The sequence below is a fragment of the Bradyrhizobium sp. P3_C3 genome, assembly GCF_056402655.1.
Genome location: NZ_JBFUGY010000002.1, coordinates 33,953 through 53,903, shown reverse-complemented (window position 1 = coordinate 53,903; position 19,951 = coordinate 33,953). Strand labels below are relative to the sequence as shown.

The following is a 19,951-nucleotide window of genomic DNA, read 5'->3' as shown; positions in this document are numbered from 1 at the left end:
AGACATCACACGGAGGAGCACATGACCGGCGACATCGCGGCCACCATCTCGAAAGCGCGCGAGCATTCCATCGGCGACCTCTTGCGCCGTTCGGCGGGGCGCGAGCCGAACAAGCTCGCAGTGAGCTGCGGCCATGTCAGCTGGACGTTTGCCGAGATGGACGCCATCTGCAACCGGCTCGGACGCGGCCTGCTCGGTCTCGGCGTCAGCAAGGGCGATCGCGTTGCCGTGCTCTCGCGCAATTCGCATGCGTTTGCGGCGTTGCGCTTCGCGCTGGCGCGGATCGGTGCGGTGCTGGTGCCGATCAATTTCATGCTCAACCCGGATGAGATCAATTTCATCCTGAAAAGCTCCGGCGCGAAGCTGCTTGCGACCGGCCCCGATTTCGTCGAGCCGGCAAAGGCCGCAAGCGCCAGGGATTGCGCGGTCGAGAAGATGATCTGGCTGCCGGGCGAGGATCCGGCATCGGCGCCCGCGGGCCTCACCAGTTTCGACGATCTCCTCAGCCCCGACGGCTCGTTCCTGGAGGCCTCGGTCGACAGCCGCGATCTCGCACAGATCGTCTACACCAGCGGCACGGAATCGCTGCCCAAGGGCGCGATGCTGACCCATGAAGCCGTGATGTGGCAGTACGTGAGCTGCATCATCGACGGCGGCATGAGCGCGGACGACAAGTTCCTGCACGCGCTGCCGCTCTATCATTGCGCCCAGCTCGACGTCTTCCTGGGGCCGCAGATCTATCTCGGCGCCTCCGGCGTGATCACGGGCAAACCGACCGCCGACAACATCCTGGCGCTGATCCAGGCCCACAAGATCACCTCGTTCTTCGCGCCGCCGACGATCTGGATCGCGATGCTGCGCTCGTCGAATTTCGACAAGACCGATCTGTCGACGCTTCAGAAGGGTTATTACGGCGCCTCGATCATGCCGGTGGAAGTCTTGCTCGAACTGCAGCGCCGACTGCCCAACGTGAAGTTCTGGAATTTCTACGGCCAGACCGAGATCGCGCCACTCGCGACCGTACTGCGGCCCGAGGACCAGCTGCGCAAGGCCGGCTCGGCCGGCAAGCCCGTGCTCAACGTCGAGACGCGCGTGGTCAACACAGCGATGGAAGACGTGAAAGTCGGCGAGGTCGGGGAGATCGTGCATCGCTCGCCGCATCTGCTCTCCGGCTATTATAATGACCCCGTGAAGACCGCGGCGGCATTCACCGGCGGCTGGTTTCACTCCGGTGATCTCGCCACCGTCGATGCCGAGGGCCACATCACGGTGGTCGACCGCGTCAAGGACATGATCAAGACCGGCGGCGAGAATGTCGCAAGCCGCGAGGTCGAGGAAATGGTCTACCGTATCCCTGCGGTCTCCGAGGTCGCCGTGGTCGGCCTGCCCGATCCGCGCTGGATCGAGGCGGTGACCGCGATCGTCGTGGTCAAGACTGGCGAGAAGCTGGATGAGGACGCCGTCATCAAGCACTGCGCCGGCCAGATGGCGCATTTCAAGGTGCCCAAGCGCGTCATCTTCGTCGACAGCCTGCCGAAGAACCCGAGCGGCAAGTTGCTCAAGCGCGAGCTGCGCCAGCGCTTCGTTGGCGGCGAGACGCTCGACAAGGCGATCCAGAAGAATTTTGGGACGTAAGCACGGAGCGGTCGCCATGAAGGTCTGGCAGGTCGCGCGCGACTGGTCGATCGAGGGGCTGGAGCTGGTCGATCTGCCCGAGCCCACGCCTGGCCCCGGCCAGGTCGCGGTGCGGATGAAGGCGGCATCGCTCAACTATCGTGATCTGCTCACGGTGCAGGGCAAGGGCGGCGTCACGAGATTGCCGCTGATCCCGTTCTCGGATGGTGCTGGCGAAGTCATCGCGGTTGGCGACGGCGTTGCCCGCGTCGCGGTTGGCGATCGCGTCTGTCCGATGTTTTTCCAGTCCTGGATCGACGGGAAGGTGTCGGCGACCAGCCGCCGCTATGCGCTCGGCGGCTCGCGGCCGGGCGTATTGCAGGAGGTGATGCTGCTCGATGCCGAGGGCGTCAGCCGCATTCCATCGCACCTTTCATTCCTGGAAGCGGCGACGCTGCCCTGCGCCGGCCTCACGGCGTGGCGAGCGCTGTTCGAGGAGGCCAGGGTGAAACCCGGTGACACCGTGCTGGTGCAGGGCACCGGCGGTGTCTCGATCTTCGCGCTGCAATTCGCAAAGCTCGCCGGCGCGAGCGTGATCGTGACGTCGTCGAGCGACGAGAAGCTCGAACGCGCCAGGGCGCTCGGCGCCGACCACACCATCAATTATCGTTCGGTGCCGGAATGGGGCAAGGCGGCGGCCGATTGGACCGGCGGCGGCGTCGACCACGTCGTCGAGGTCGGCGGCAAGGATACCTTTGCACAGTCGCTCGAGGCTATCAGGGTCGGTGGCAACATTCTGGTGATCGGCGTGCTCACCGGCTTCTCGCAGCAGATCGCGATACCGAGCCTGTTCTCCAAGAACCTGCACGTTATCGGCCTGTCGGTCGGCAGCCGACGGATGTTCGAGGGAATGACAGCCGCGATAGGCCGCAACGGCATGAAGCCGGTGATCGACCGTGCGTTCGGCTTCGATGCCGTGCCGGACGCACTGCGGCTGATGCAGCAGGGCGGTCACTTCGGCAAGATCGTGGTTGAGTTTCCTTAGCCCATCTCGCGGGAGAGCTTCCTGACGTCGTCGGGCGTCCGTCCGAAGCGGCGGCGGAACGCGCGATGGAAGTAGGAAACGTCGTGAAAGCCGGCGAGGTGTGCGATCTCGATGATCTTGCGCGCGCGCAAGTTTGGATTTCGAAGCAGCCGCTCGGCGCGCAGCAGCCGTTGCTCCAGCACGAAGCCGCTATAGGTGATGCCGGCCTGCTCGAACATCAACTGGATCGTGCGCGGGCTGATCCGGTGCGCGGCTGAAAGGACGCTGAGCGACAGCGCGGGGCTGTCGAGCTGCGCCAGGATGTCGGATTTGAGGGTTTCGAGACGCGCCGCCGCAAGGCCGCGCATGCGAGCTTGCTCGGCGACATCGCCGCGCGCTCCGATCATCAGCACGGAGAGGTCGAACAAATGCTGCGAGACCGCATCGAGCTCCGCGGGCGCGAGCTTGTCGGCATAAGTGTGCGCGAGGTCGTAATATCGCAGGAACATCGACGTGATCGGATTGGCGCCGGGGATCGACTGCGCGATCAGGTCCTCCGCATTCGGGCACGCGCGCAGCAGCGCCTTGCGCGGCAGCAGCGCCGTCTGGAAGTTGCCGTGTGTCGTCTGGGTGATATGAGCGCCCTTGATCGAGGGGGCGCCGATCGTGACGTCGCCGGCGGCGACCTCCAGCGGACGTCGTCCCATGGCCCCGCTCAGCGCCGAATTCGGCGACATCGTGATCACCAATTCGTCGTTCGTCCCCAGCGATACGAAGGACATCGGCGTGCCGAACGAGGCCGAGAGTCGGAGACGCGGAAGGATGGCCGGCGAAATGGTCCGGTGAACGCGTCCTTCCCCGATCGGAACGAAATCCACGTCGGCGACCTGGCGGCAAAACTGCTCGCGCCATCTTTCATAGACCTGGCCATTCGGGTCGCCATCGAATGAGAGTTGAGGCTGGATCATCGATCGGGAAGGGCAGATTAGTTGGCGATTTACGGCAGGTTGTATCGTCAGGCCGGTGCGCCGCAACCGCAAAAACGCTGGATTGCGTGATAAGCCACTCGCAATGACGCGCTGTGACCGCGACCTGGTGCCGCAGCCCGGTGTGCCGAGATGAAGAAGCGCGAGTGCGAGCAGCGCCCGGTGCTTGAGCAGCATGGTGAACGCATCAGGCGCGTGTCGGGGTCATCCTCCTTGCAGCCGCGCGAGGCGGGGTCGTCGATCGCCTTTGCGGGGATCATCAGCACGCAGGCGATCGCGATGGCGCCGAACGCGGCCGCCAGCACGAACTCGGCGACATAGCCGAACTTGCGGCCGAGATAGCTCGACAGAGGCGGGGAGCGGAGCGCGATGCCATCGAGACGTTGAGCGACTGCCGGCGGAAATGGTCTTGCACAAGCAGGGCTGACAAGACGGTCTGACATGACCGGCCAACTGGCGCGGGGGCGGACCGGAAAGTAACATGTGCTAGCCGGGTTGGTTCCTCCGCACTCGCGAGGAGGGCTACGGCGTCATCTCGTGGGTGTCCCCTCCTTCTTCTGGATCACGGCCATGCCTCTCTGGACCTGCGAAACCTGCGGCGCGCAATTTTCAGACAGCGGAAATCCGCCCGCATCCTGTCCGATCTGCGAGGACGAGCGGCAGTTCGTGAACTGGAAGGGCCAAACCTTCCTCACACGCGAAGCGTTGGCGGAACGGCACCGCCTTGCCTGGCGGGACGATCTCGGCCTCACCGGCATCGGGTCCGAGCCGAGCTTCGCCATCGGCCAGCGCGCGCTGTTGGTGCCGCTCGGCGACGGCTGTCTGATGTGGGACTGCGTCCCGCTGGCGACGTCGGAAGCCATCGCGCATGTGCGCTCGCTGGGCGGGCTGAAGGCGATCGCGATCTCGCATCCACACTACTATGGCGCGCTTGCCGACTGGAGCGAGGCGTTCGGCGGCGTGCCGGTCTATCTGCATGCCGACGATCGCCAATGGGTGACGCGTCCGCATCCCTCGATCGTGCATTGGACCGGCGATCAGCAGCGCATCTCCGACGATGTGCTGCTGCTGCGCACCGGCGGTCATTTCGCGGGCGCCACCATGCTGCACCATGTGCGCGGTGCGGAGGGCAAGGGTGCGCTGCTCACCGGCGATATCGCGCAGGTGACGATGGACCGGCGCTTCGTCAGCTTCATGTACTCCTATCCGAACTACATGCCGCTCAACGCCGCCGCGGTGCGGCGGATCGCGGCCGCTGTGGAGCCGCTCGCCTTTGACCGCATCTACGGCGCCTGGTGGGGCCGCAACATCGCTTCAGGTGCCAAGGCCGCATTCGCAGCGTCCGTGCAGCGATACATCGCGGCCATCGCCTGACGCGCGACGACCAAACCCCCTTGTTCTGATCTAATAACTGTACTATAAGTACAGATATTAAGCGCGACGCAACGATGCGTTTGCCGGTCCGGCACGAACAATGCATCGTTGTCTCGGCGGGCGCATGCTGCGGCCGCGTTAGCGGGAGTTGGACGCATGACGGGGCAGCGCGACTACGAGATCTTTGAGGCCGGCGACGTCACGCTTCAGTCCGGCGCCGTCTTCCCCGCGATGAAGCTCGCCTACAAGACCTACGGCACCCTCAGCCCCGCCAGGGACAACGTCATCCTCTACCCGACCTCGTTCAGCGCCCAACACTACGACACGGAATGGCTGATCGGGCCCGATGGCGTGCTCGACCCTACGCGCTACTTCATCATCATCCCGAACCTGTTCGGCAACGGCCTGTCGTCCTCGCCGTCGAATTCCGGCGAGGCGCCATTCCCGCAAATCACCTATCATGACGCCATCGCGATCCAGCACCGGCTGCTGACCGAGCGTTTCGGCATCACAAAACTCGCGCTGGTCTATGGCTGGTCGATGGGCGGCATGCAGACCTATCATTGGGCGGCGCTGCATCCCGACATGGTCGCGCGGGCCGCGGTGGTCTGCGGCAGTGCGCGCTGCGCGCCCTATAATTACGTCTTCCTCGAAAGCGTGAAGGCCGCGCTGACCGGTGAACCCGCCTTCCGCGACGGCCGCTTCGTCGAGAAGCCCGTTGCCGGCTATCGCGCCATGGGACGCGTCTATGCCGGCTGGGCGATGTCGCACGGCTTCTATCGCGACGAGCTCTGGCGCGAGGCGGGCTTCACCTCGCTGGAGGATTATCTGGTCCGGAACTGGGACGCGACCTTTGCCCGGCGCGACGCCAACGATCTCCTCGCGCAAGCCGGAATCTGGCAGCGCGGTGACATCAGTCGTTGCGCTTCATTCGGCGGCGATCTCGACCGGGCGCTGGCCGCGATCAAGGCGCATATGCTGCTGATGCCGGGCGCGACCGACCGCTATTTCGATGTCCGCGACAATGAGGACGAGCTCGGCAGGCTGGTCAACGCAAAATCGGCGGTGCTGCATCCGATCCCGTCGCTGCACGGCCATCGCGCCGGCAACCCCGTCAACAATCCGCGCGACCAGGCCTTTCTCAGGGCCGAGGTCGCAGAGCTTCTCAGCAAATAGGGCGAGTCCTCGATCATGACTGACGCGACCGTTTCAGAGCCCGGCCATCGCCTGAAGCCACTGAGCCCGGCGATGCTGCGCGAATTGTCGGTGCGTTCCAATCTCAGGGGGGCTGCGAAAAGTCTCAGCCATTACGGCCTGGTCGTGCTGGTCGGCGCGCTGGTCTGGAAGGTCTCTTCAGCCTGGGGCGTGTTATGGGCGCTGCCGCTGATGGCGGTGCAGGGCTATTTCGTCGCCTTCCTGTTCATGGCGCTGCACGAGACCGCGCACAAGACCGCGTTCAGGAGCCGTGGCCTCAACCTTGCGGTCGGCTATCCCTCGGCCTTCATCATCGGACAACCTTACGAATATTACTGCCTGTTTCACTGGGACCATCACCGCTACACCCAGGATCCGGACAAGGACCCGGAGCTGATCGTCGGCGTGAAGCCGACATCCGACACGCAGCTTGCGCTCGCCTATAGCGGCCTGCTTCAGGTCGCCGGCCGCCTCCGGTTGATGCTCGGCCACGCCGTCACCGGCAAGGTCACCGTGCCCTGGATTCCCGAAAACAAGCGCGCCGTCATCGTGCGCGAGGCGCGCGCCTATGCCGGGCTCTATGCGCTGCTGCTCGCGCTCTCGCTGTGGTTTTCCTCAGCGTTGCTGCTCTGGGTCTGGATCGTCCCGCTCGTGATCGGGCAGTCCTTCCTGCGGCCCTATCTCTATGCCGAGCACACCGGCTGCGACCGTACCCGCAGCGCCTTCCAGAACACGCGCACCACCTACACCAGCGCGATCGTCAAATGGTTCGCGTGGAATATGCCCTACCACGTCGAGCACCACGCCTATCCCTCGATCCCGTTTCACGCGCTGCCGAAGCTGAACGAGATCGTCGACGACGAGATCGTCCATCGCGGCCGCGGCTATATCAGGACGACGCGCGAGACCTGGGCCTGGTTTTGCCGGCATCGGCAGATTGGTTAACCCAATGCAAAACTCCGGCCGCAGTGCGACCGGAGCTTTGTCGAGGGCATCAGATATCAGTAGATCCCGTAGGCGCAGACATTCACGACGCGGACGCGCAGGCCATGGCGGGTCCGGACGACGCGCTCCTGGTAGCAATTGCTGACGCCGGTGTTGACGTAGACGCCGCCAAAGCCCCAGCCGTGACCCCAGTGATGATGGAAGCCGTGGGCCGATGCCGCGGTGGGCGCGAGGGCGGCAACACCGAGCGAACCAGCGGCGATCAGACCAAGAGCAAGCTTACGAAACATTTTCATTCTCCAGTGTGGCGCTAAGGCCGTTGTTGTGTCCCTGCTTCTCCGTCGGGCTGAGACGCGAACGCGTTCAGGGCGCGAGGCAGGAATCGTGTTTCAGGAATGTTTCGTGGGCTTCGGCGAAATGCGCCGCTGTCAGGCTTTTCGCGCCGCTACGCGATAGCGCGCAGCCATCGCCTGCGTCATCTCCGCCATCTTCTCGCGGAGATCGGCGGGCTCCAGCACTTCGGCTTCGGACCCCAGCCGCAACAATTCGGATGCCGCGTGCCATGACGTCTTGCCGGTCGGCACGCGCGCGATGCGCCAGCCCTCCGCATCCGTGGTCTCTTCAAGTTGCGTGCGCGCCTTGACGTAAGGCTGGCTCAGCGCGTCGAGCAATTTGACGCCGAACGGCGACAGTCGCACGATCGCGACATTGGGATGCATCTCGGCTTCGAGGCGAAGCGTCGCGGCCTGCCAATAGGCGGCGAGATCGAACGCGGCGGGACGATCGAAGCGATCGTCGAGCGCGGTACAGTCCAGCACGCGCGCGATGCGATAGGTGCGCGTGCTGCCGTCGACGTGACCGGCGAGATACCAGCTGCCACCTTTCAGCACGAGCCCGAGCGGTGCGACGCGGCGCTGCTTCTCCGCGCGCCAGCTCTGGTAGCGGATCTTGATCAGCGTCCCGCGCAGAGCCGCGCCGGCAATGGTGCGCAGATGTTTGGGCTCTTCCGTCTCGCCGAACCAGCCGGGTGCGTCCAGGTGAAAACGCTCCTGCATCCGCCCGGCATCTTCGCGAAGGTTGGCAGGGAGTGCCGCCATCAGCTTGTTCTGCGCGGCGATCATCGCCGCGTCCAGCCCGAGCGCCGCGGCCGGTCCCGGCAGTCCCGCAAGGAAGAGGGCCTCCGCCTCGTTCTGCGACAGGCCGTTCAGACGCACGCGATAACCGTCGAGCAGGCGATAGCCGCCCTCCGCGCCGCGGTCGGCATAGACAGGGACGCCGGACGCCGCGAGCGCGTCGATGTCACGATAGATCGTGCGCACCGAGACCTCGCAGGCTTCCGCAAGCTCGGGCGCAGTGACCTGCCCCCTGGCCTGGAGGGTGGTGAGGATCGACAGCATTCTGCTCGCGCGCATGATCCCTTAAACCATACCTGACACAGGATGTCAGGTATGGTCCGCTACAAGCGCCATCGCCAGCCGGCCAGATGGAGACCTGTTATGACCGATCAAAACCGCATCACCCTGTATTATTCACCGCAAAGCCGCGCCACGGGCACGCGGGTGCTGCTGGAGGAGCTGGGCGCGCCCTACGATCTCCATGTCCTCAACATGAAGGCTGGCGAGCAGCGCCAGGGCGCCTATCTCGCCATCAATCCGCTCGGCAAGGTGCCGGCGGTCCGCCACGGCGAGGCGCTGGTGACCGAGCAGGTCGCGATCACCATCTATCTCGCCGATCTGTTTCCGCAGGCGGGGCTGACGCCCGCACTGAACGATCCGCTGCGCGGTCCCTACCTGCGCTGGATCGCCTATTACGGCGCATCGTTCGAGCCGGCCCTGATCGACAAGTTCATGCAGCGCGAGCCGGCGCCGATCATGCAGTCACCCTATGCCGATTACGACACCATGCTGGGCGCGCTCGAGGCGCAGCTTTCGAAAGGACCGTATCTGCTCGGCGAGCGGATGACGGCTGCCGATATCTTGTGGGGTGTCGCGTTCAGCTGGACGATGATGTTCGGCATCGTGCCGAAAAAAGATGTATTCGTTCGCTATGCCGAACGCATGACCTCGCGGCCCGCGTTCCAGCGGATCAATGCCGCCGACGATGAGATGGCGGCGCAGCATGCCGCGGCTGCAGGTGGTTGAATGATCCAGGGTTGCAGATGACAAAGTCGATCCACACGACCAACTGCTTCAACACCTTCATCCGGGTCGCTGAAGACTGTCCCGCGCATACTGGCGAGGAGCCGCCGCTGCGCGCGGGAAAGCCGACGGTGGCGTGCCTGCAATACGAGATGATCGCCAAGGCACCCTACAAGCACACCTCCGACGACGTGATCTTCGCGACGTCCGCGCCGGGACGCGAGCTCGATGTGAAGGCGACGAAAACGGAGAGGCATGCGGCCCGCGAAGCGTTCTTTTCCCGGGGGCAGGCGTGCATGAGGGCGTCGAGCCTGGGCAAGCGCTTCGGCTGGGGCGTTCATGCCGACAGCGAGGGCCGGATCGCGATTTACGCCGTCGACAGCAAACGCTACCAGGCGCTCGTCCGCGATCCCAAGCTCACGCAGGTGCGCGCGATGCGGTCGCAGCGGGCGTGATCAGAATTTTGGCGGCCGTTTTTCCGCGAACGCCTTGATACCCTCCTTGATCTCGTCGCCGCGCATGCTGTCGCGGTGGCGCTGATCGGCGGCCGCTTCGTCCAATTCGCCACGGGCGAATTCGTTGATGGCGCGCTTCATGCCGGCCATTGCCTGCGGCGCGTTGCCGGCGAGAACCGTGGCGAGCTTGTCGACCTCCTCGTCCAGGAATTCCACCGGCACCATGGCGGTGAGATACCCGATGCGTAGCATCTCCGGCGCGCTGATCTTCTGCGCGGTGAGGAACAGCTTTTTCGCATTGTCGACGCCGAGCCGCGTCACGTAACGCTTGATGCCGTTTCTGTAGTAATGCAGCCCGAGCCGCGCCGCCGGCATGAACATCTCGGCGGTGTCGACGCCGATGCGGAAATCGCAGGCGAGCGCGAGGTCGGTCGAGCCGCCATAGACGCCGCCATTGAGCCGGCAGATCGTCGGCACGCCGAGATCCTCCAGCCGGTTGACGACGACCTCGAACGCCGAGCCCGCGCTCTGCTGCTCGTTGGCGCTGACCGCGCGCTCGGCAACCGAGTTGAGGTCATAGCCCGCCGAGAAGGCCCGCCCCGTGCCGGTCAGCACCAGCACGCGGATATCAGGATCGGCCTCGATCCGGTCGAAAAGCCTGACCAGCTCGCCGAGATCCTCGGCCTGGAGCCGGTTGAGATGTTTGGGCCGGTTGAGGCGGATGGTGGCGCGTGCGCCGTTGCGTTCGAGCACGGGGCCTGAGGCTGCGTCGGCTGTGTCCGACATTCTTGTCTCCATTTATTTGTTTTCGAGTGTGCGGCGCTTGGCTTCCGCATCGATGGTCTCGGCGAGATCGGGGTGCCGCGCCATCAGCACGCGGAAATCGACGAGGTCGAGCACCAGCAGCCGCGACACCTTCGTGGTCGAGACATTGGCGCCGCGCTTGTTGTTGCCGAGCAGCGCCATCTCGCCGAAGAACGCGCCCTCGCCGAGCTGGACCTTCTTGCCGGGCAGGTCGACCTCGACCTCGCCGGCGGCGATGAAATACATGCAGTCGCCCTGCGTGCCCTTGCGGATGATCATGGTGCGCGCCGGCAGCTCCATGGTGCGCAGCATGTGGGTGACGTCGGCGATGGCGGCAGGGCCGAGCGCTGCGAAGAACGGCACCTTGCTGACGGATTCCCAGGTCTTGAGGAAATTGTCGCGCCGGGTCTCGGCGGCAAAGCCGGTCGCCAGGATACCGGTCCACAGCCCGAACACGCCGAGGCCCGAGATCATCACCATCGCCGCCACGATGCGCCCGAGCGGCGTCACCGGCACGACGTCGCCATAGCCCGTCGTCGTCAGCGTGACGACAGCCCACCACAGCGCGGCGGGGACGCTGCCGAAAGTCTGCGGCTGCACGTCCCGCTCCAGGAAATATTCGGCGACGGAAGCGAGGAACACCACCATCAGGAAGATCACGAGCACGCTGACCAGCGGCCCCGATTCCAGCACCAGCACCCGGCGCAGCTGCCGCAGGCCCGGAATGCCCGGCACCACCTTCAACACCCAGAGCACGCTGAGCAGCCACGCCGTCTTCGGCTCAATGCCGATCAGGAGCGCGACCGGCACGGCCAGCGCGCCTAGAGCATCGACCACTCCGGCAGAGGAGGTCATGTAGAGCGACAGGCGCCCCGTTTGTGCCATGTGGCGCAGCCGGACCACCCATTCGAACACGAAATAGACGAGGCAGGCCCATAGCAGGGCGTCGACCCAGCGGTGCACCGTCTCGTAGGCCGGGTTGACCGTCAGCAGCACCATGCTGAGCACGCCGAGGCCGACCGCCACGTAGGCCGCCTTGGTCATGTTGCGGCCGGCCGTGGCGGCCACGAACTGGGCCAATGCGGGGATCAGCGGCTTGGACATGCGGGAAGGCGGGCTCGGTCGTGTCTCTTGCGGTCCCGGCTGGGACGCTGCCGCCAAAGTGCCCGCCCGGGCAGGAGCCGTCAACGACGGGCAGGGGGCTGCCCGCAGCATCGTCGGACAGGCACGCGGCAAGCCCGGTGCCATGGTGGATCCGGGGCGCTACCTGAAATGCGGCGGCTCGTCGTAGCCGCGGCGGCTGCTGAAAAAAGCAACATCATCAGGCCGATGCCGACGACGATGGCGAAACCCGCTCCCAGCGCCAACGCCACATAGCCTTCCGTCGGGATCGGCTCGCCCTCGATCGCCATTGCGGAATAGGCGAAATATCCAGCCGCTACCAGCATGCCCAGAAGGATTATGACGAGGAGTGTACGCATCGCGCGTGCTCCGGTTGTATCCGGGAGCAAACGGTTGTGGATGGGGGACGGTTCCCGGTTTCAGCCCGGGGATTCGCGGCAAGGCGCCGCTGCGAAAGCCGTCAAATCGATAGGTCAGGCACTCTGAGCTGTCTTCACCACGACGATCTTGCTCTCGTCCTGCTGGGGAGGGGCCGTATCCTGGGCGACCTTGTCGGCCTCGCCGCAGTGGCGTTTGAGATAGTCGCGGCGCATGCCGATCTCGTCGCGGACGAACTCGTAGCCGAGCTTGAACGTATCGAGTCCGTCGGTACTGATCGTGCCGTCTCTGAGACCTATGACGGCGCCGCGCAGAATGCCCTCCAGCTCGTCCTGGAGACATTCGAGCTGGTCCAGCGAATGGGCGTGCTCGATGCGTTCGCCGACGTCGAGGACGGCGGTGGAAAGCTCGCCAGCCTTCTCCGGCGCGATGCGGGTAATCTTGGCGTAGATCGCGGCGAAGATCGAGCCGATCACGCTGAGCGCGGCGGCGCCCAGATACATCAGGTCGCTGTACTTATCCATGAACGACTTGGTGTCGTCGTTGATGTAGTCGGCCGCCCCCTGATGCGCCATCACGTAGGCATCCTTCTCGACGGAGGCCGGCTCGATTCGGCTGGCGAAGCCGTTGTCGAGCCCGAGCGCGGATTTGTTCTCATAGACGACGCGCGCGAGCTCGCCCGCCGTGCTCGCCGACATCCTTGATTGCGCGACCAGCAGCCATTCGAGCCCGATCGTGTCGAGGTCGTCGTCGGGAATTTCCGGCGACGCAGACAGCGTGCTCGCAGTCAGCGTTTCGCTGGAAATGCCGGGAATCTTGCGCGCCAGCGCCTTGGCCTCGTCGATCGCGTTCAGCGTGAAGCCGCCGCGCTTGGCGACCTGCTCATAGGCCTTGTCCCGCACTGCCCTGGAGGCATGGACGATGGCGATCACCGCGCCAAAGCCGCTCGCCGGTGCAAACAGCTTCTCGAGCGTCGCACCCTGCGGCGCCATCTGGATCCTGGCGGCATCCGGACCGTCGGAGATGTCGAGGATGCTGCGGACGAAGGCGAGCGAGGATTCGTTCTCGGCGAGGACGGCAACCTTCTTCTTCTTCAGCTCGGCGAGCGATTTGATCTTCTTGTTGCCGGGACCGAGCAGCAGCACCAGATCGTGTTCGAGGATCGCCAGCGTGCGCGCCCGCAGCGGCACCTTGGCGTCGGTGCGAAGGACGGCGAGGTCGGCCTGCTTGCGGTCGAACTGTGCGAGCGCCTTGGCATTGTCTGCGTTGTTGACGATCTTGATCCGGAAGCGCGAGGCGTTGTTCTTCAGCAGCGTGGCGAGCTTGGCGGCGAACAGCGCTTCGTCGCTGTTGGGGGTGCCGACGGCCAAGGTCAGCGTCTCCGAATTGTGCAGCATGGCGCGGCCGCCCCAAACGGTGGCGAGCGACAGCAGCAGGGTCAGCACGACGTAGAGAAGGACCTGCTGCTGATTGGTTTTGATCACCTTGGGGCGCCGCGGCGGCGGTTCGGTCGGTGACGAGGTTGGGCCTTCAGTACTCATGGCAGCACTCCGGCCCTATTCCTGAGTGGCGGACGGCTCGCGGATGCGATCGCGGCGGGCGCCCTGCAATTCCTAAACGTCTGAAAAAAGAACGATATTCTCTGCCGACAATGATAGCGCGCCGATGCCGGGATGCAAAATTCGAGCCGGAGGTAACCTTACTCGATCTGGCCGCGGCGATTGGTCATCCTATCACCAGTTAGCCACAGTTGGCGATTTTCCAGTTCCCCCCGGCTGCATTCCGTCGCGGGAGATGTCATAAATCACACGTCCCGGCGATTTGACCGGTCCAAAAAGAAGTTGCGCTAACGCTCCGATCTTTCTTGTCACGTCAATGAGGGCGTCAGCTTGTCGTTTCCACCCATGTCATCGGCGGTTCCGGTCGAAGCGCTCATTGGCTGGATGTTGCTGCTCACCTTCAAGCACATCATCGCCGATTTCGTGCTCCAGACCGCCTGGATGGCGCACGGCAAGGACCAGAAGCACGGCTGGGCTTTGCCGCTTCTGGTGCATTGCCTGATTCACCTCGCGGTTGCGCTGCCGCTGATCCTGATCGTGGCGCCGCGATTCTGGTTCGTCGCGTTCATCGACTTCGCGATCCACATCACCATCGACCGTGCCAAGGGGTTCGTCTCCGCCAATTTCGGTGTCGACCTGGCGCATCCCTGGTTCTGGACCCTGATCGGCGTCGACCAGGCCCTGCATCATTTGACCGGTTTCGGCCTTTCCATCTTCATGGCGGCGAACTGAGGCCGGCGGGCCCGCGGATAGTCGTCGATCGGCATCGGGCATCCACGTTCTTCATGCCGCGTGGCCAGCCGTGGATGGCCGGGACAAAGGCGAGCGGAAGCGACGCCGTCCTTCGGACGGCTATGCCCGGCCATGACGCCGTGGAGGCATTGGCGTCCCGACTTATCGGCTCAGATGTGGTGGCCCGACCCCCATTCGGGCGCCTCCGATTCGCGACGAGGGCGCAAGGACCCCGGGTGACTACCGGGCGGCGTGGTTAACCTTTCATTAGAGAATTGCGCTGCATCTTCGGCAACGAGGAGAACCGCAATGTTTTCAAGCCGCGACGCATATGAAAGCGATTTCTGCCCGGTCCGCGACGAGCTCCTTGGTGAGATGTATCGCGCCAGCGAGAGTGGCCTGCCGAGGCTGGTTGAGAGTGTTTCCCCTGACGCGCGCGCCAGGCTGGCGCTGTTCTGCTATCGCCGCAGCCATCTGCACTCGCTGGCGGTCGCGATCGCAGCCAGCTGCAACGAGCGTGACCTGATCGACAACGGTGGCCGCGTCGGCTCGACGCTCTACGCGCTGTCGCGCGAAAGCACGGTCAAATCGTCGCCGTCACTGTCGGGGGGCCGCAAGCCGATCACGCTGTCGACCAAGCCGCTCTCGGTGCTTGCACCGCTTGAGGACGGGTTCGACGACGAGGTCAGCGAAGCCGTTCCAGCTGTAGCCGTTCCAGCCTAAGCGGCCTCGATTACCGGCAGTCCGAATTTCCGCCGCGCCATCGCGCATTCGGCGTCTCCCGGCATGCAGGTGCGGCACACCTCCGGCCGGACCTCGTAAATGCCGCAGGCCGTCTGCTTTCCAATCTCGCCCCGCAACGCCGAACAGCGATCGCCCTCGCAGCGCATGCCGGATTGGCGCGCGTTGATGAGCGTCTCGGGGATTGCGGCAAGCTCCTCGTCGCTCTCGATCGAGAAGCGCGGCCAGTTCTCCGAATAGCCACAGCAGGCGCCGCAGCTCTGGCACCAGCTCGACAGGTCGACGGGGGAGGTCTCTTCCATCGCGCTCACGTGTCCTTCGGCGGGCCCCAGACCAGGCTCTGCCGCCATCTTGCGCGCAGCACGTCGCGCCGCTCCGGATATTTATCGTCGAGATAGTTCGCATCCACGACGCGATCGGTGCGGAAGCTGCGGAAGTCGCCGCGCAGCTCGCACCAGGCCGCAAGCAGGCGCACGGCTTCGAGATAGCCGACCGAGATCGGCCAGATCATGCGCTCGCTGGGGCGGCCCTGCTCGTCGCGATAGCGCAGCATGATCTTCTTGCCTTCGTGGATCTGGGTGCGCGTGCGCGCCATGTCGAGGCGATCCGGCTCCCTGTTCCAGCTCGGCCGCGCGCGGCTTGCCGGCTCCAGCACGAAGGGACGCAAGCGCTCAGGCACGGTGTCGGCGATCTTGGCCATCAAATCTTCGGCCGCGCGTGCCAGCGCGGAATCGGCATGGCCCGCGACCCATTGCGCGCCCAGCACCGCCGCCTCGATCTCGTCGGGTGTCAGCATCAAGGGCGGCAGGTCGAAACCCTTCTCGAGGATATAGCCCATCCCGGCTTCGCCGCGGATCGGCACGCGCTGGCCGATCAAGGTTGCGATGTCGCGATAGATGGTGCGCTTCGAGGTCTCGAGCTCGGCCGCGATCGCGTCCGCGGTCAGCGGCTTACGCGTGCGCCTCAGCACCTGGATGATCTGAAACAGCCGGTCGGCGCGTCTCATGGCAATTCTCTTATCGGGTGACGGATCAGAAAATGGCGCGCTGCTGCTGACAGGATGTTGGCAGCAGGGGGTGTCTATACCGGGACAACACATCGACTGAAGAGGATTTGTCCATGATCATTCCAACCCATTTCGGCCCGGCGATTCCGATGTTGCGGGCACAGGTCTGGTCCGCCTGGGCGCTCAGCCGTCTCGTTTCGCTCGATCTCATGGCCGTCGACCTCCGATTTGCTCTCGCAAGCGTGATGGCACGCTTGCTGACGCAGGCTGCGGACGCGCTGGCCCGCCATGTCATGGCCCACGCCTGGCGGGGGGCCCGTTTCGCAGAAGATATCACGGCTGCTGCCACCATGGTGGCAGCAGCCGGTCACTAGGTTCCCTCAAAGTTTCGCAAGCCCAAATTTCGCAAGCCCAAATTTCGCAGGTCCAGGAGAGAGTTCGCATGATCACGCTTTATGGCTTTGGCGCCGGCTTCGGCCTGCCGGAAATCAGCCCCTTCGTCACCAAGACCGAGGTGCAGCTCAAGATGGCGGGACTGCCCTATCGGAAGGAGCGGGCGATGCCGCCGGCCTCGCCCAAGGGGCAGCTGCCGTTCATCGACGATGGCGGCGAGGCGGTGGCCGATTCCACCTTCATTCGCGCCCATATCGAGCGCCGCTATGGCTTCGATTTCGACGCCGGGCTGTCGCTGACCGAGCGGGCGCAGGCCTGGGCGTTCGAGCGCATGATCGAGCATCACGTCTACTGGGCGCTGGTCGGGGCGCGCTGGGTCGATCCGGTCAATTTCGCCAAGGGGCCCGCGCATTTCTTCGACGGCGCGCCGGAGCACAATCGCGAAAAGTTGCGCGAGGATGCGCAATTCCGTGTCGCCGAGAACTATCTGCTCTCGGGCCTAGGCCGCCACGCGCCCGATGACGATGTGGATCTCGCGGTACGTTCGCTGTTCGCGCTCTCGGTCCAGCTCGGCGACAAGGCCTACCTGATGGGCAACAAGCCCTGCGGTGTCGATGCCACCGCCTTCGGCGCGCTCGCCGGAATCCTGACGCCCTTCTTCGAATCCGGCCTGCGTCAGCGCGCCGAGGGATTTGCGAACCTCACCGCCTATGTCGATCGCATGATGGACGATTATTATCCGGAGTTCGCCTGGACCCCGCTGCGGCAGGCGGCTTAGCGCTCACAAGACCGTAGTTCTCGAGGCGCTGAACTCTCCACATCGTCATGGCCGGGCTTGTCCCGGCCATCCACGCCTTGCGGTACGGTGCAAAGAACGTGGATGCCCGGGCCTTCGCCGCGCCGAAGCGGCTTCGGCCGCGCAGGCGGGACAAGCCCGGGCATGACGACCTCGGTAGGCAATTCGCCCCAGAAGAAAAACAAAAGAGCCGGCCATCAGGCCGGCTCTCGTCGTCTCGAAACTTTCGCCGCACCTTATCTCACGAGCGTGTACTTGCCGTTCTTCACCGTGAGCAGGATGCGCGAGCGCTCGTCGAGGCCGTAGCGGTCCTTTTCGGTGAAGTTGTAGACGCCCTGGCTCGCTGCCAGCTCCTTCTCCGACAGCAGCGCCTGACGGATCGCTTCGCGGAATTCCGGCGTGCCGGGCTTTGCGGTTTTCAGCGCCGTCGGAATGATGCGCTTGAGGATCTCGAACGCATCATAGGAATGACCGGCGAACTGGCTGCGGCTGTTCGGGCCGTACTTGGCCTCATAGGCGGTATTGAGCGCGAGGCCCGGCTTCTTGGTGGCGGCCTCGTCGGGCTGGTCCTCGGGGTCCATGACGGGACCGGAGGCCATCAGCACGCCTTCCGCTGCTTTGCCGGCGATGCGGATGAAGTCCATGCTGGCGGCGCCATGGGTCTGGTAGATCAGGCCCTGATAGCCGCGCTCGCGCAGCTCGGTCTGCGGCAGCGCGGCCGCGGTACCGGAAGCGCCGACCAGGATCGCGTCGGGGTTGGCGGCGACGAGCTTCAGCACCTGTCCGGTCACTGACGTATCAGGGCGGGCGAAGCGCTCCTCATCGGCGATGGTGATGCCCATCGGCACGGCCTGGGCCTTCAGGTCGTTGAACCAGAGGTCGCCATAGGAGTCGGAATAGCCGATATAGCCGACGGTCTTCACGCCCTTCGACTTCATGTGGTCGTACAGCACCTTGCCCACGATCGGGATCGGCTGCGGCATCGCCACCGACCACTTCATGCGCTCAGGCGTGATCGGGAACGGCGCCAGGCCGAAATGCGGAATGCCGGCCTCGTTGGCGACGTTGGAGACCGCGATGGTCGGCGGCGTCAGTGCCGAGCCCATGATGATGTCGGCCTTGGATTCGGTCACGAAGCGGCGGGCGTTGGTGGTCGCCGTGGTGGGATCGCCGCCGTCGTCGAGCACGATCACCTTCAGCGGCACGCCGCCGATCTCCTTCGGCACGAATTCCAGCGCGTTGCGCTCGGGAATGCCGAGCGCCGCACCCGGGCCGGTCGTGGTGGTGGTGATGCCGATGGTGATTTCGCTGGTCTGGGCCAGCGCAGGCAGAGCCGGCAGGGCAAGCGTCGCCGCGGCGAAGGCGGCGGTCAGGTAAAAGCGTTTCATCTATTCCTCCCTTGACGTGTTTCTTTGAAAGCAGAAATCGGGGGGTAATTCAGCCCCCTCTTTTGGTGATGCGGCGATTTAGCTCCAGACCTAGCTCCCCGTGAATTTGGCTACCATTTCGGCCGGAAACGGTGCCGATTTCAGCTTGTCGGGGTTAACGGGATCGCGGCCGACCAGGACGCGGGTCTCAAAACCCTCGAGCGCCAGCGCCTCGCCCTTGTAGACGCTGTGCTTCACCTCGAAGCTCGAGCGCTTGATGCTCTCGATCCTCGTTTCGATGGTGATCCAGTCGCCATAGGTCGAGGGGATGTAGAACTTGGCCCGCGTATCGACCATGGGGATACCCACTAGGCCGTATTTGCGGACCAGGTCCTGCTTGGAGAAGCCGGCGACCTCGAACAGGGTCGAGGTCGAATCGTCGAACATCGCGAAATAGCGCGGGTAATAGACGATGTTGGCGGGATCGCAGTCGCCCCACTGGATCTGGACGTCGCGCCGGTTCACGAACATGCGATGGCCTTGCTTTCGTTGCGCCTTACTTCGGCGCCATGCGCAGCGAGCCGTCGAGGCGCACCACTTCGCCGTTCAGGTACGAATTCTCGACCATGTGCAGCGCGAGCGCGGCGAACTCATCGGCGTGGCCGAGCCGGCGCGGGAACGGGATTGCGGCGGCGAGCGAGTCCTGGGCTTCCTGCGGCAGGTTGGCGAGCAGCGGCGTCAGGAACAGGCCGGGCGCGATCGTCAGCACGCGGACGCCGAACTGCGCGAGCTCGCGCGCGATCGGCAGCGTCATGCCGACGATGCCGCCCTTGGAGGCCGAATAGGCCGACTGGCCGATCTGGCCGTCATAGGCGGCAACGGACGCCGTATTGATGATGACGCCGCGCTCGCCGGTCGCCTGCGGCTCGAGCTTGGACATCTCGGTTGCGGCGAGGCGCAGCATGTTGAAGGTGCCGATGAGGTTGACCTTGATCACCTTGTCGAAATCGGCAAGGGCCATCGGCCCGTCGCGGCCGACCACGCGCTTGGCGACGCCGATGCCGGCGCAGTTCACCAGCACGCGCGCGGGTCCATGCGCCTTGGTCGCCTGCGTGATCGCAGCTTCAGCCGAGGCGGCATCGGAGACGTCGCAGGTCACGGCGACGCCCTTGAGCTCGGCGGCGACGGTCTCCGCGAGCTTGGCATTGAGGTCGAACACCGCGACCTTGGCGCCCTGCGCCGCCAGCTTTCGCGCGGTCGCCGCGCCCAGTCCCGATGCACCGCCGGTAACGATGACTGCCTGATCCTTCAACAACATGGCGT

At 64.7% G+C, this 19,951-nt stretch carries 24 protein-coding genes and 1 pseudogene; 13 read left to right on the top strand and 12 right to left on the bottom strand.

What is annotated here, in order from left to right; genetic code table 11:
- The first annotated feature begins 21 nt into the window (after positions 1–21).
- Positions 22–1,635 carry an acyl-CoA synthetase gene (locus tag AC1DW2_RS02805; RefSeq protein WP_477005180.1) on the top strand — a complete coding sequence of 538 codons (1,614 nt, stop codon included), beginning with the start codon at positions 22–24 and terminating at the stop codon, positions 1,633–1,635.
- 16 nt (positions 1,636–1,651) lie between these two features.
- Entirely contained in the window at positions 1,652–2,659 is a 1,008-nt protein-coding gene (locus AC1DW2_RS02800; RefSeq protein WP_477005179.1) for a zinc-dependent alcohol dehydrogenase family protein, read from the top strand.
- Here the strand turns inward: AC1DW2_RS02800 and AC1DW2_RS02795 are convergent.
- Entirely contained in the window at positions 2,656–3,345 is a 690-nt protein-coding gene (locus AC1DW2_RS02795; RefSeq protein WP_477005178.1) for a helix-turn-helix domain-containing protein, read from the bottom strand. The genes AC1DW2_RS02800 and AC1DW2_RS02795 overlap by 4 nt on opposite strands.
- On the opposite strand from AC1DW2_RS02795, the gene AC1DW2_RS02790 reads away from it, so the two are divergent.
- From AC1DW2_RS02790 to AC1DW2_RS02770, 5 genes are all read left to right on the top strand, one after another.
- Entirely contained in the window at positions 3,344–3,484 is a 141-nt protein-coding gene (locus AC1DW2_RS02790; RefSeq protein ID WP_231143863.1) for a hypothetical protein, read from the top strand. The two genes, AC1DW2_RS02795 and AC1DW2_RS02790, sit on opposite strands and share 2 nt — an antisense overlap.
- 272 nt (positions 3,485–3,756) lie before the next feature.
- Positions 3,757–3,945 carry a hypothetical protein gene (locus AC1DW2_RS02785; RefSeq protein WP_477005177.1) on the top strand — a complete coding sequence of 63 codons (189 nt, stop codon included), beginning with the start codon at positions 3,757–3,759 and terminating at the stop codon, positions 3,943–3,945.
- Between the two features lie 249 nt (positions 3,946–4,194).
- Positions 4,195–4,998, top strand: a complete 804-nt coding sequence (locus AC1DW2_RS02780) for an MBL fold metallo-hydrolase (protein ID WP_477005176.1) — start codon at positions 4,195–4,197, stop codon at positions 4,996–4,998.
- 156 nt (positions 4,999–5,154) lie between these two features.
- Entirely contained in the window at positions 5,155–6,174 is a 1,020-nt protein-coding gene (locus AC1DW2_RS02775) for an alpha/beta fold hydrolase (protein ID WP_477005175.1), read from the top strand.
- Between the two features lie 15 nt (positions 6,175–6,189).
- The gene (locus tag AC1DW2_RS02770) at positions 6,190–7,137 is read left to right on the top strand and encodes a fatty acid desaturase (protein ID WP_477005174.1); all 948 of its coding nucleotides are present in this window, start codon (positions 6,190–6,192) and stop codon (positions 7,135–7,137) included.
- 56 nt (positions 7,138–7,193) lie between these two features.
- On the opposite strand, the gene AC1DW2_RS02765 is transcribed toward AC1DW2_RS02770, so the two are convergent.
- Both AC1DW2_RS02765 and AC1DW2_RS02760 read right to left on the bottom strand, forming a co-directional pair.
- Positions 7,194–7,427, bottom strand: a complete 234-nt coding sequence (locus AC1DW2_RS02765) for a hypothetical protein (protein WP_477005173.1) — start codon at positions 7,425–7,427, stop codon at positions 7,194–7,196.
- 138 nt (positions 7,428–7,565) lie between these two features.
- Positions 7,566–8,549 carry a helix-turn-helix transcriptional regulator gene (locus AC1DW2_RS02760; protein WP_477005172.1) on the bottom strand — a complete coding sequence of 328 codons (984 nt, stop codon included), beginning with the start codon at positions 8,547–8,549 and terminating at the stop codon, positions 7,566–7,568.
- A gap of 84 nt (positions 8,550–8,633) precedes the next feature.
- Between AC1DW2_RS02760 and AC1DW2_RS02755 the strand changes: the two genes are divergently transcribed.
- Both AC1DW2_RS02755 and AC1DW2_RS02750 read left to right on the top strand, forming a co-directional pair.
- On the top strand, positions 8,634–9,278 hold the full coding sequence (locus AC1DW2_RS02755; protein WP_354175988.1) for a glutathione S-transferase family protein: 645 nt from the start codon (positions 8,634–8,636) through the stop codon (positions 9,276–9,278).
- Positions 9,279–9,295: 17 nt separating this feature from the next.
- Positions 9,296–9,730 (top strand): DUF6157 family protein, encoded by a 435-nt coding sequence (locus AC1DW2_RS02750; RefSeq protein ID WP_477005171.1) that lies wholly within the window; start codon positions 9,296–9,298, stop codon positions 9,728–9,730.
- On the opposite strand, the gene AC1DW2_RS02745 is transcribed toward AC1DW2_RS02750, so the two are convergent.
- The 4 genes and pseudogenes from AC1DW2_RS02745 to AC1DW2_RS02730 all read right to left on the bottom strand — a co-directional run bounded on the left by AC1DW2_RS02745 (position 9,731) and on the right by AC1DW2_RS02730 (position 13,575).
- A complete protein-coding gene (locus AC1DW2_RS02745) occupies positions 9,731–10,516 on the bottom strand; it encodes an enoyl-CoA hydratase/isomerase family protein (RefSeq protein ID WP_085403538.1) in 786 nt (261 codons plus the stop codon).
- A gap of 12 nt (positions 10,517–10,528) precedes the next feature.
- Positions 10,529–11,638 (bottom strand): cyclic nucleotide-gated ion channel, encoded by a 1,110-nt coding sequence (locus AC1DW2_RS02740; protein WP_085403539.1) that lies wholly within the window; start codon positions 11,636–11,638, stop codon positions 10,529–10,531.
- A 159-nt stretch (positions 11,639–11,797) separates the two neighbouring features.
- Positions 11,798–12,015 (bottom strand): annotated as a pseudogene (locus AC1DW2_RS02735) (hypothetical protein).
- Between the two features lie 114 nt (positions 12,016–12,129).
- Positions 12,130–13,575 (bottom strand): TAXI family TRAP transporter solute-binding subunit, encoded by a 1,446-nt coding sequence (locus tag AC1DW2_RS02730; RefSeq protein ID WP_477005170.1) that lies wholly within the window; start codon positions 13,573–13,575, stop codon positions 12,130–12,132.
- A 402-nt stretch (positions 13,576–13,977) separates the two neighbouring features.
- Between AC1DW2_RS02730 and AC1DW2_RS02725 the strand changes: the two genes are divergently transcribed.
- The gene (locus AC1DW2_RS02725) at positions 13,978–14,325 is read left to right on the top strand and encodes a DUF3307 domain-containing protein (protein WP_038942474.1); all 348 of its coding nucleotides are present in this window, start codon (positions 13,978–13,980) and stop codon (positions 14,323–14,325) included.
- A gap of 309 nt (positions 14,326–14,634) precedes the next feature.
- Positions 14,635–15,048 (top strand): hypothetical protein, encoded by a 414-nt coding sequence (locus tag AC1DW2_RS02720; protein ID WP_028148857.1) that lies wholly within the window; start codon positions 14,635–14,637, stop codon positions 15,046–15,048.
- On the opposite strand, the gene AC1DW2_RS02715 is transcribed toward AC1DW2_RS02720, so the two are convergent.
- Both AC1DW2_RS02715 and AC1DW2_RS02710 read right to left on the bottom strand, forming a co-directional pair.
- On the bottom strand, positions 15,045–15,368 hold the full coding sequence (locus AC1DW2_RS02715) for a YkgJ family cysteine cluster protein (RefSeq protein WP_477005169.1): 324 nt from the start codon (positions 15,366–15,368) through the stop codon (positions 15,045–15,047). The two genes, AC1DW2_RS02720 and AC1DW2_RS02715, sit on opposite strands and share 4 nt — an antisense overlap.
- 5 nt (positions 15,369–15,373) lie before the next feature.
- Positions 15,374–16,072: a helix-turn-helix transcriptional regulator gene (locus tag AC1DW2_RS02710; RefSeq protein ID WP_135214676.1), complete on the bottom strand. Its 699-nt coding sequence runs from the start codon at positions 16,070–16,072 to the stop codon at positions 15,374–15,376.
- Positions 16,073–16,185: 113 nt separating this feature from the next.
- Here AC1DW2_RS02710 and AC1DW2_RS02705 point away from each other — a divergent pair, with 113 nt between their 5' ends.
- A complete protein-coding gene (locus AC1DW2_RS02705; RefSeq protein ID WP_477005168.1) occupies positions 16,186–16,446 on the top strand; it encodes a hypothetical protein in 261 nt (86 codons plus the stop codon).
- Positions 16,447–16,514: 68 nt separating this feature from the next.
- Positions 16,515–17,243, top strand: a complete 729-nt coding sequence (locus AC1DW2_RS02700) for a glutathione S-transferase family protein (protein WP_477005167.1) — start codon at positions 16,515–16,517, stop codon at positions 17,241–17,243.
- Between the two features lie 254 nt (positions 17,244–17,497).
- Here AC1DW2_RS02700 and AC1DW2_RS02695 read toward each other — a convergent pair whose 3' ends face one another.
- From AC1DW2_RS02695 to AC1DW2_RS02685, 3 genes are all read right to left on the bottom strand, one after another.
- Positions 17,498–18,649 (bottom strand): ABC transporter substrate-binding protein, encoded by a 1,152-nt coding sequence (locus AC1DW2_RS02695; protein ID WP_071916746.1) that lies wholly within the window; start codon positions 18,647–18,649, stop codon positions 17,498–17,500.
- A gap of 90 nt (positions 18,650–18,739) precedes the next feature.
- A complete protein-coding gene (locus AC1DW2_RS02690) occupies positions 18,740–19,159 on the bottom strand; it encodes an acyl-CoA thioesterase (RefSeq protein WP_071916745.1) in 420 nt (139 codons plus the stop codon).
- 25 nt (positions 19,160–19,184) lie between these two features.
- Positions 19,185–19,946, bottom strand: a complete 762-nt coding sequence (locus AC1DW2_RS02685) for a 3-hydroxyacyl-CoA dehydrogenase (RefSeq protein ID WP_038933541.1) — start codon at positions 19,944–19,946, stop codon at positions 19,185–19,187.
- Between the last annotated feature and the right edge of the window lie 5 nt (positions 19,947–19,951).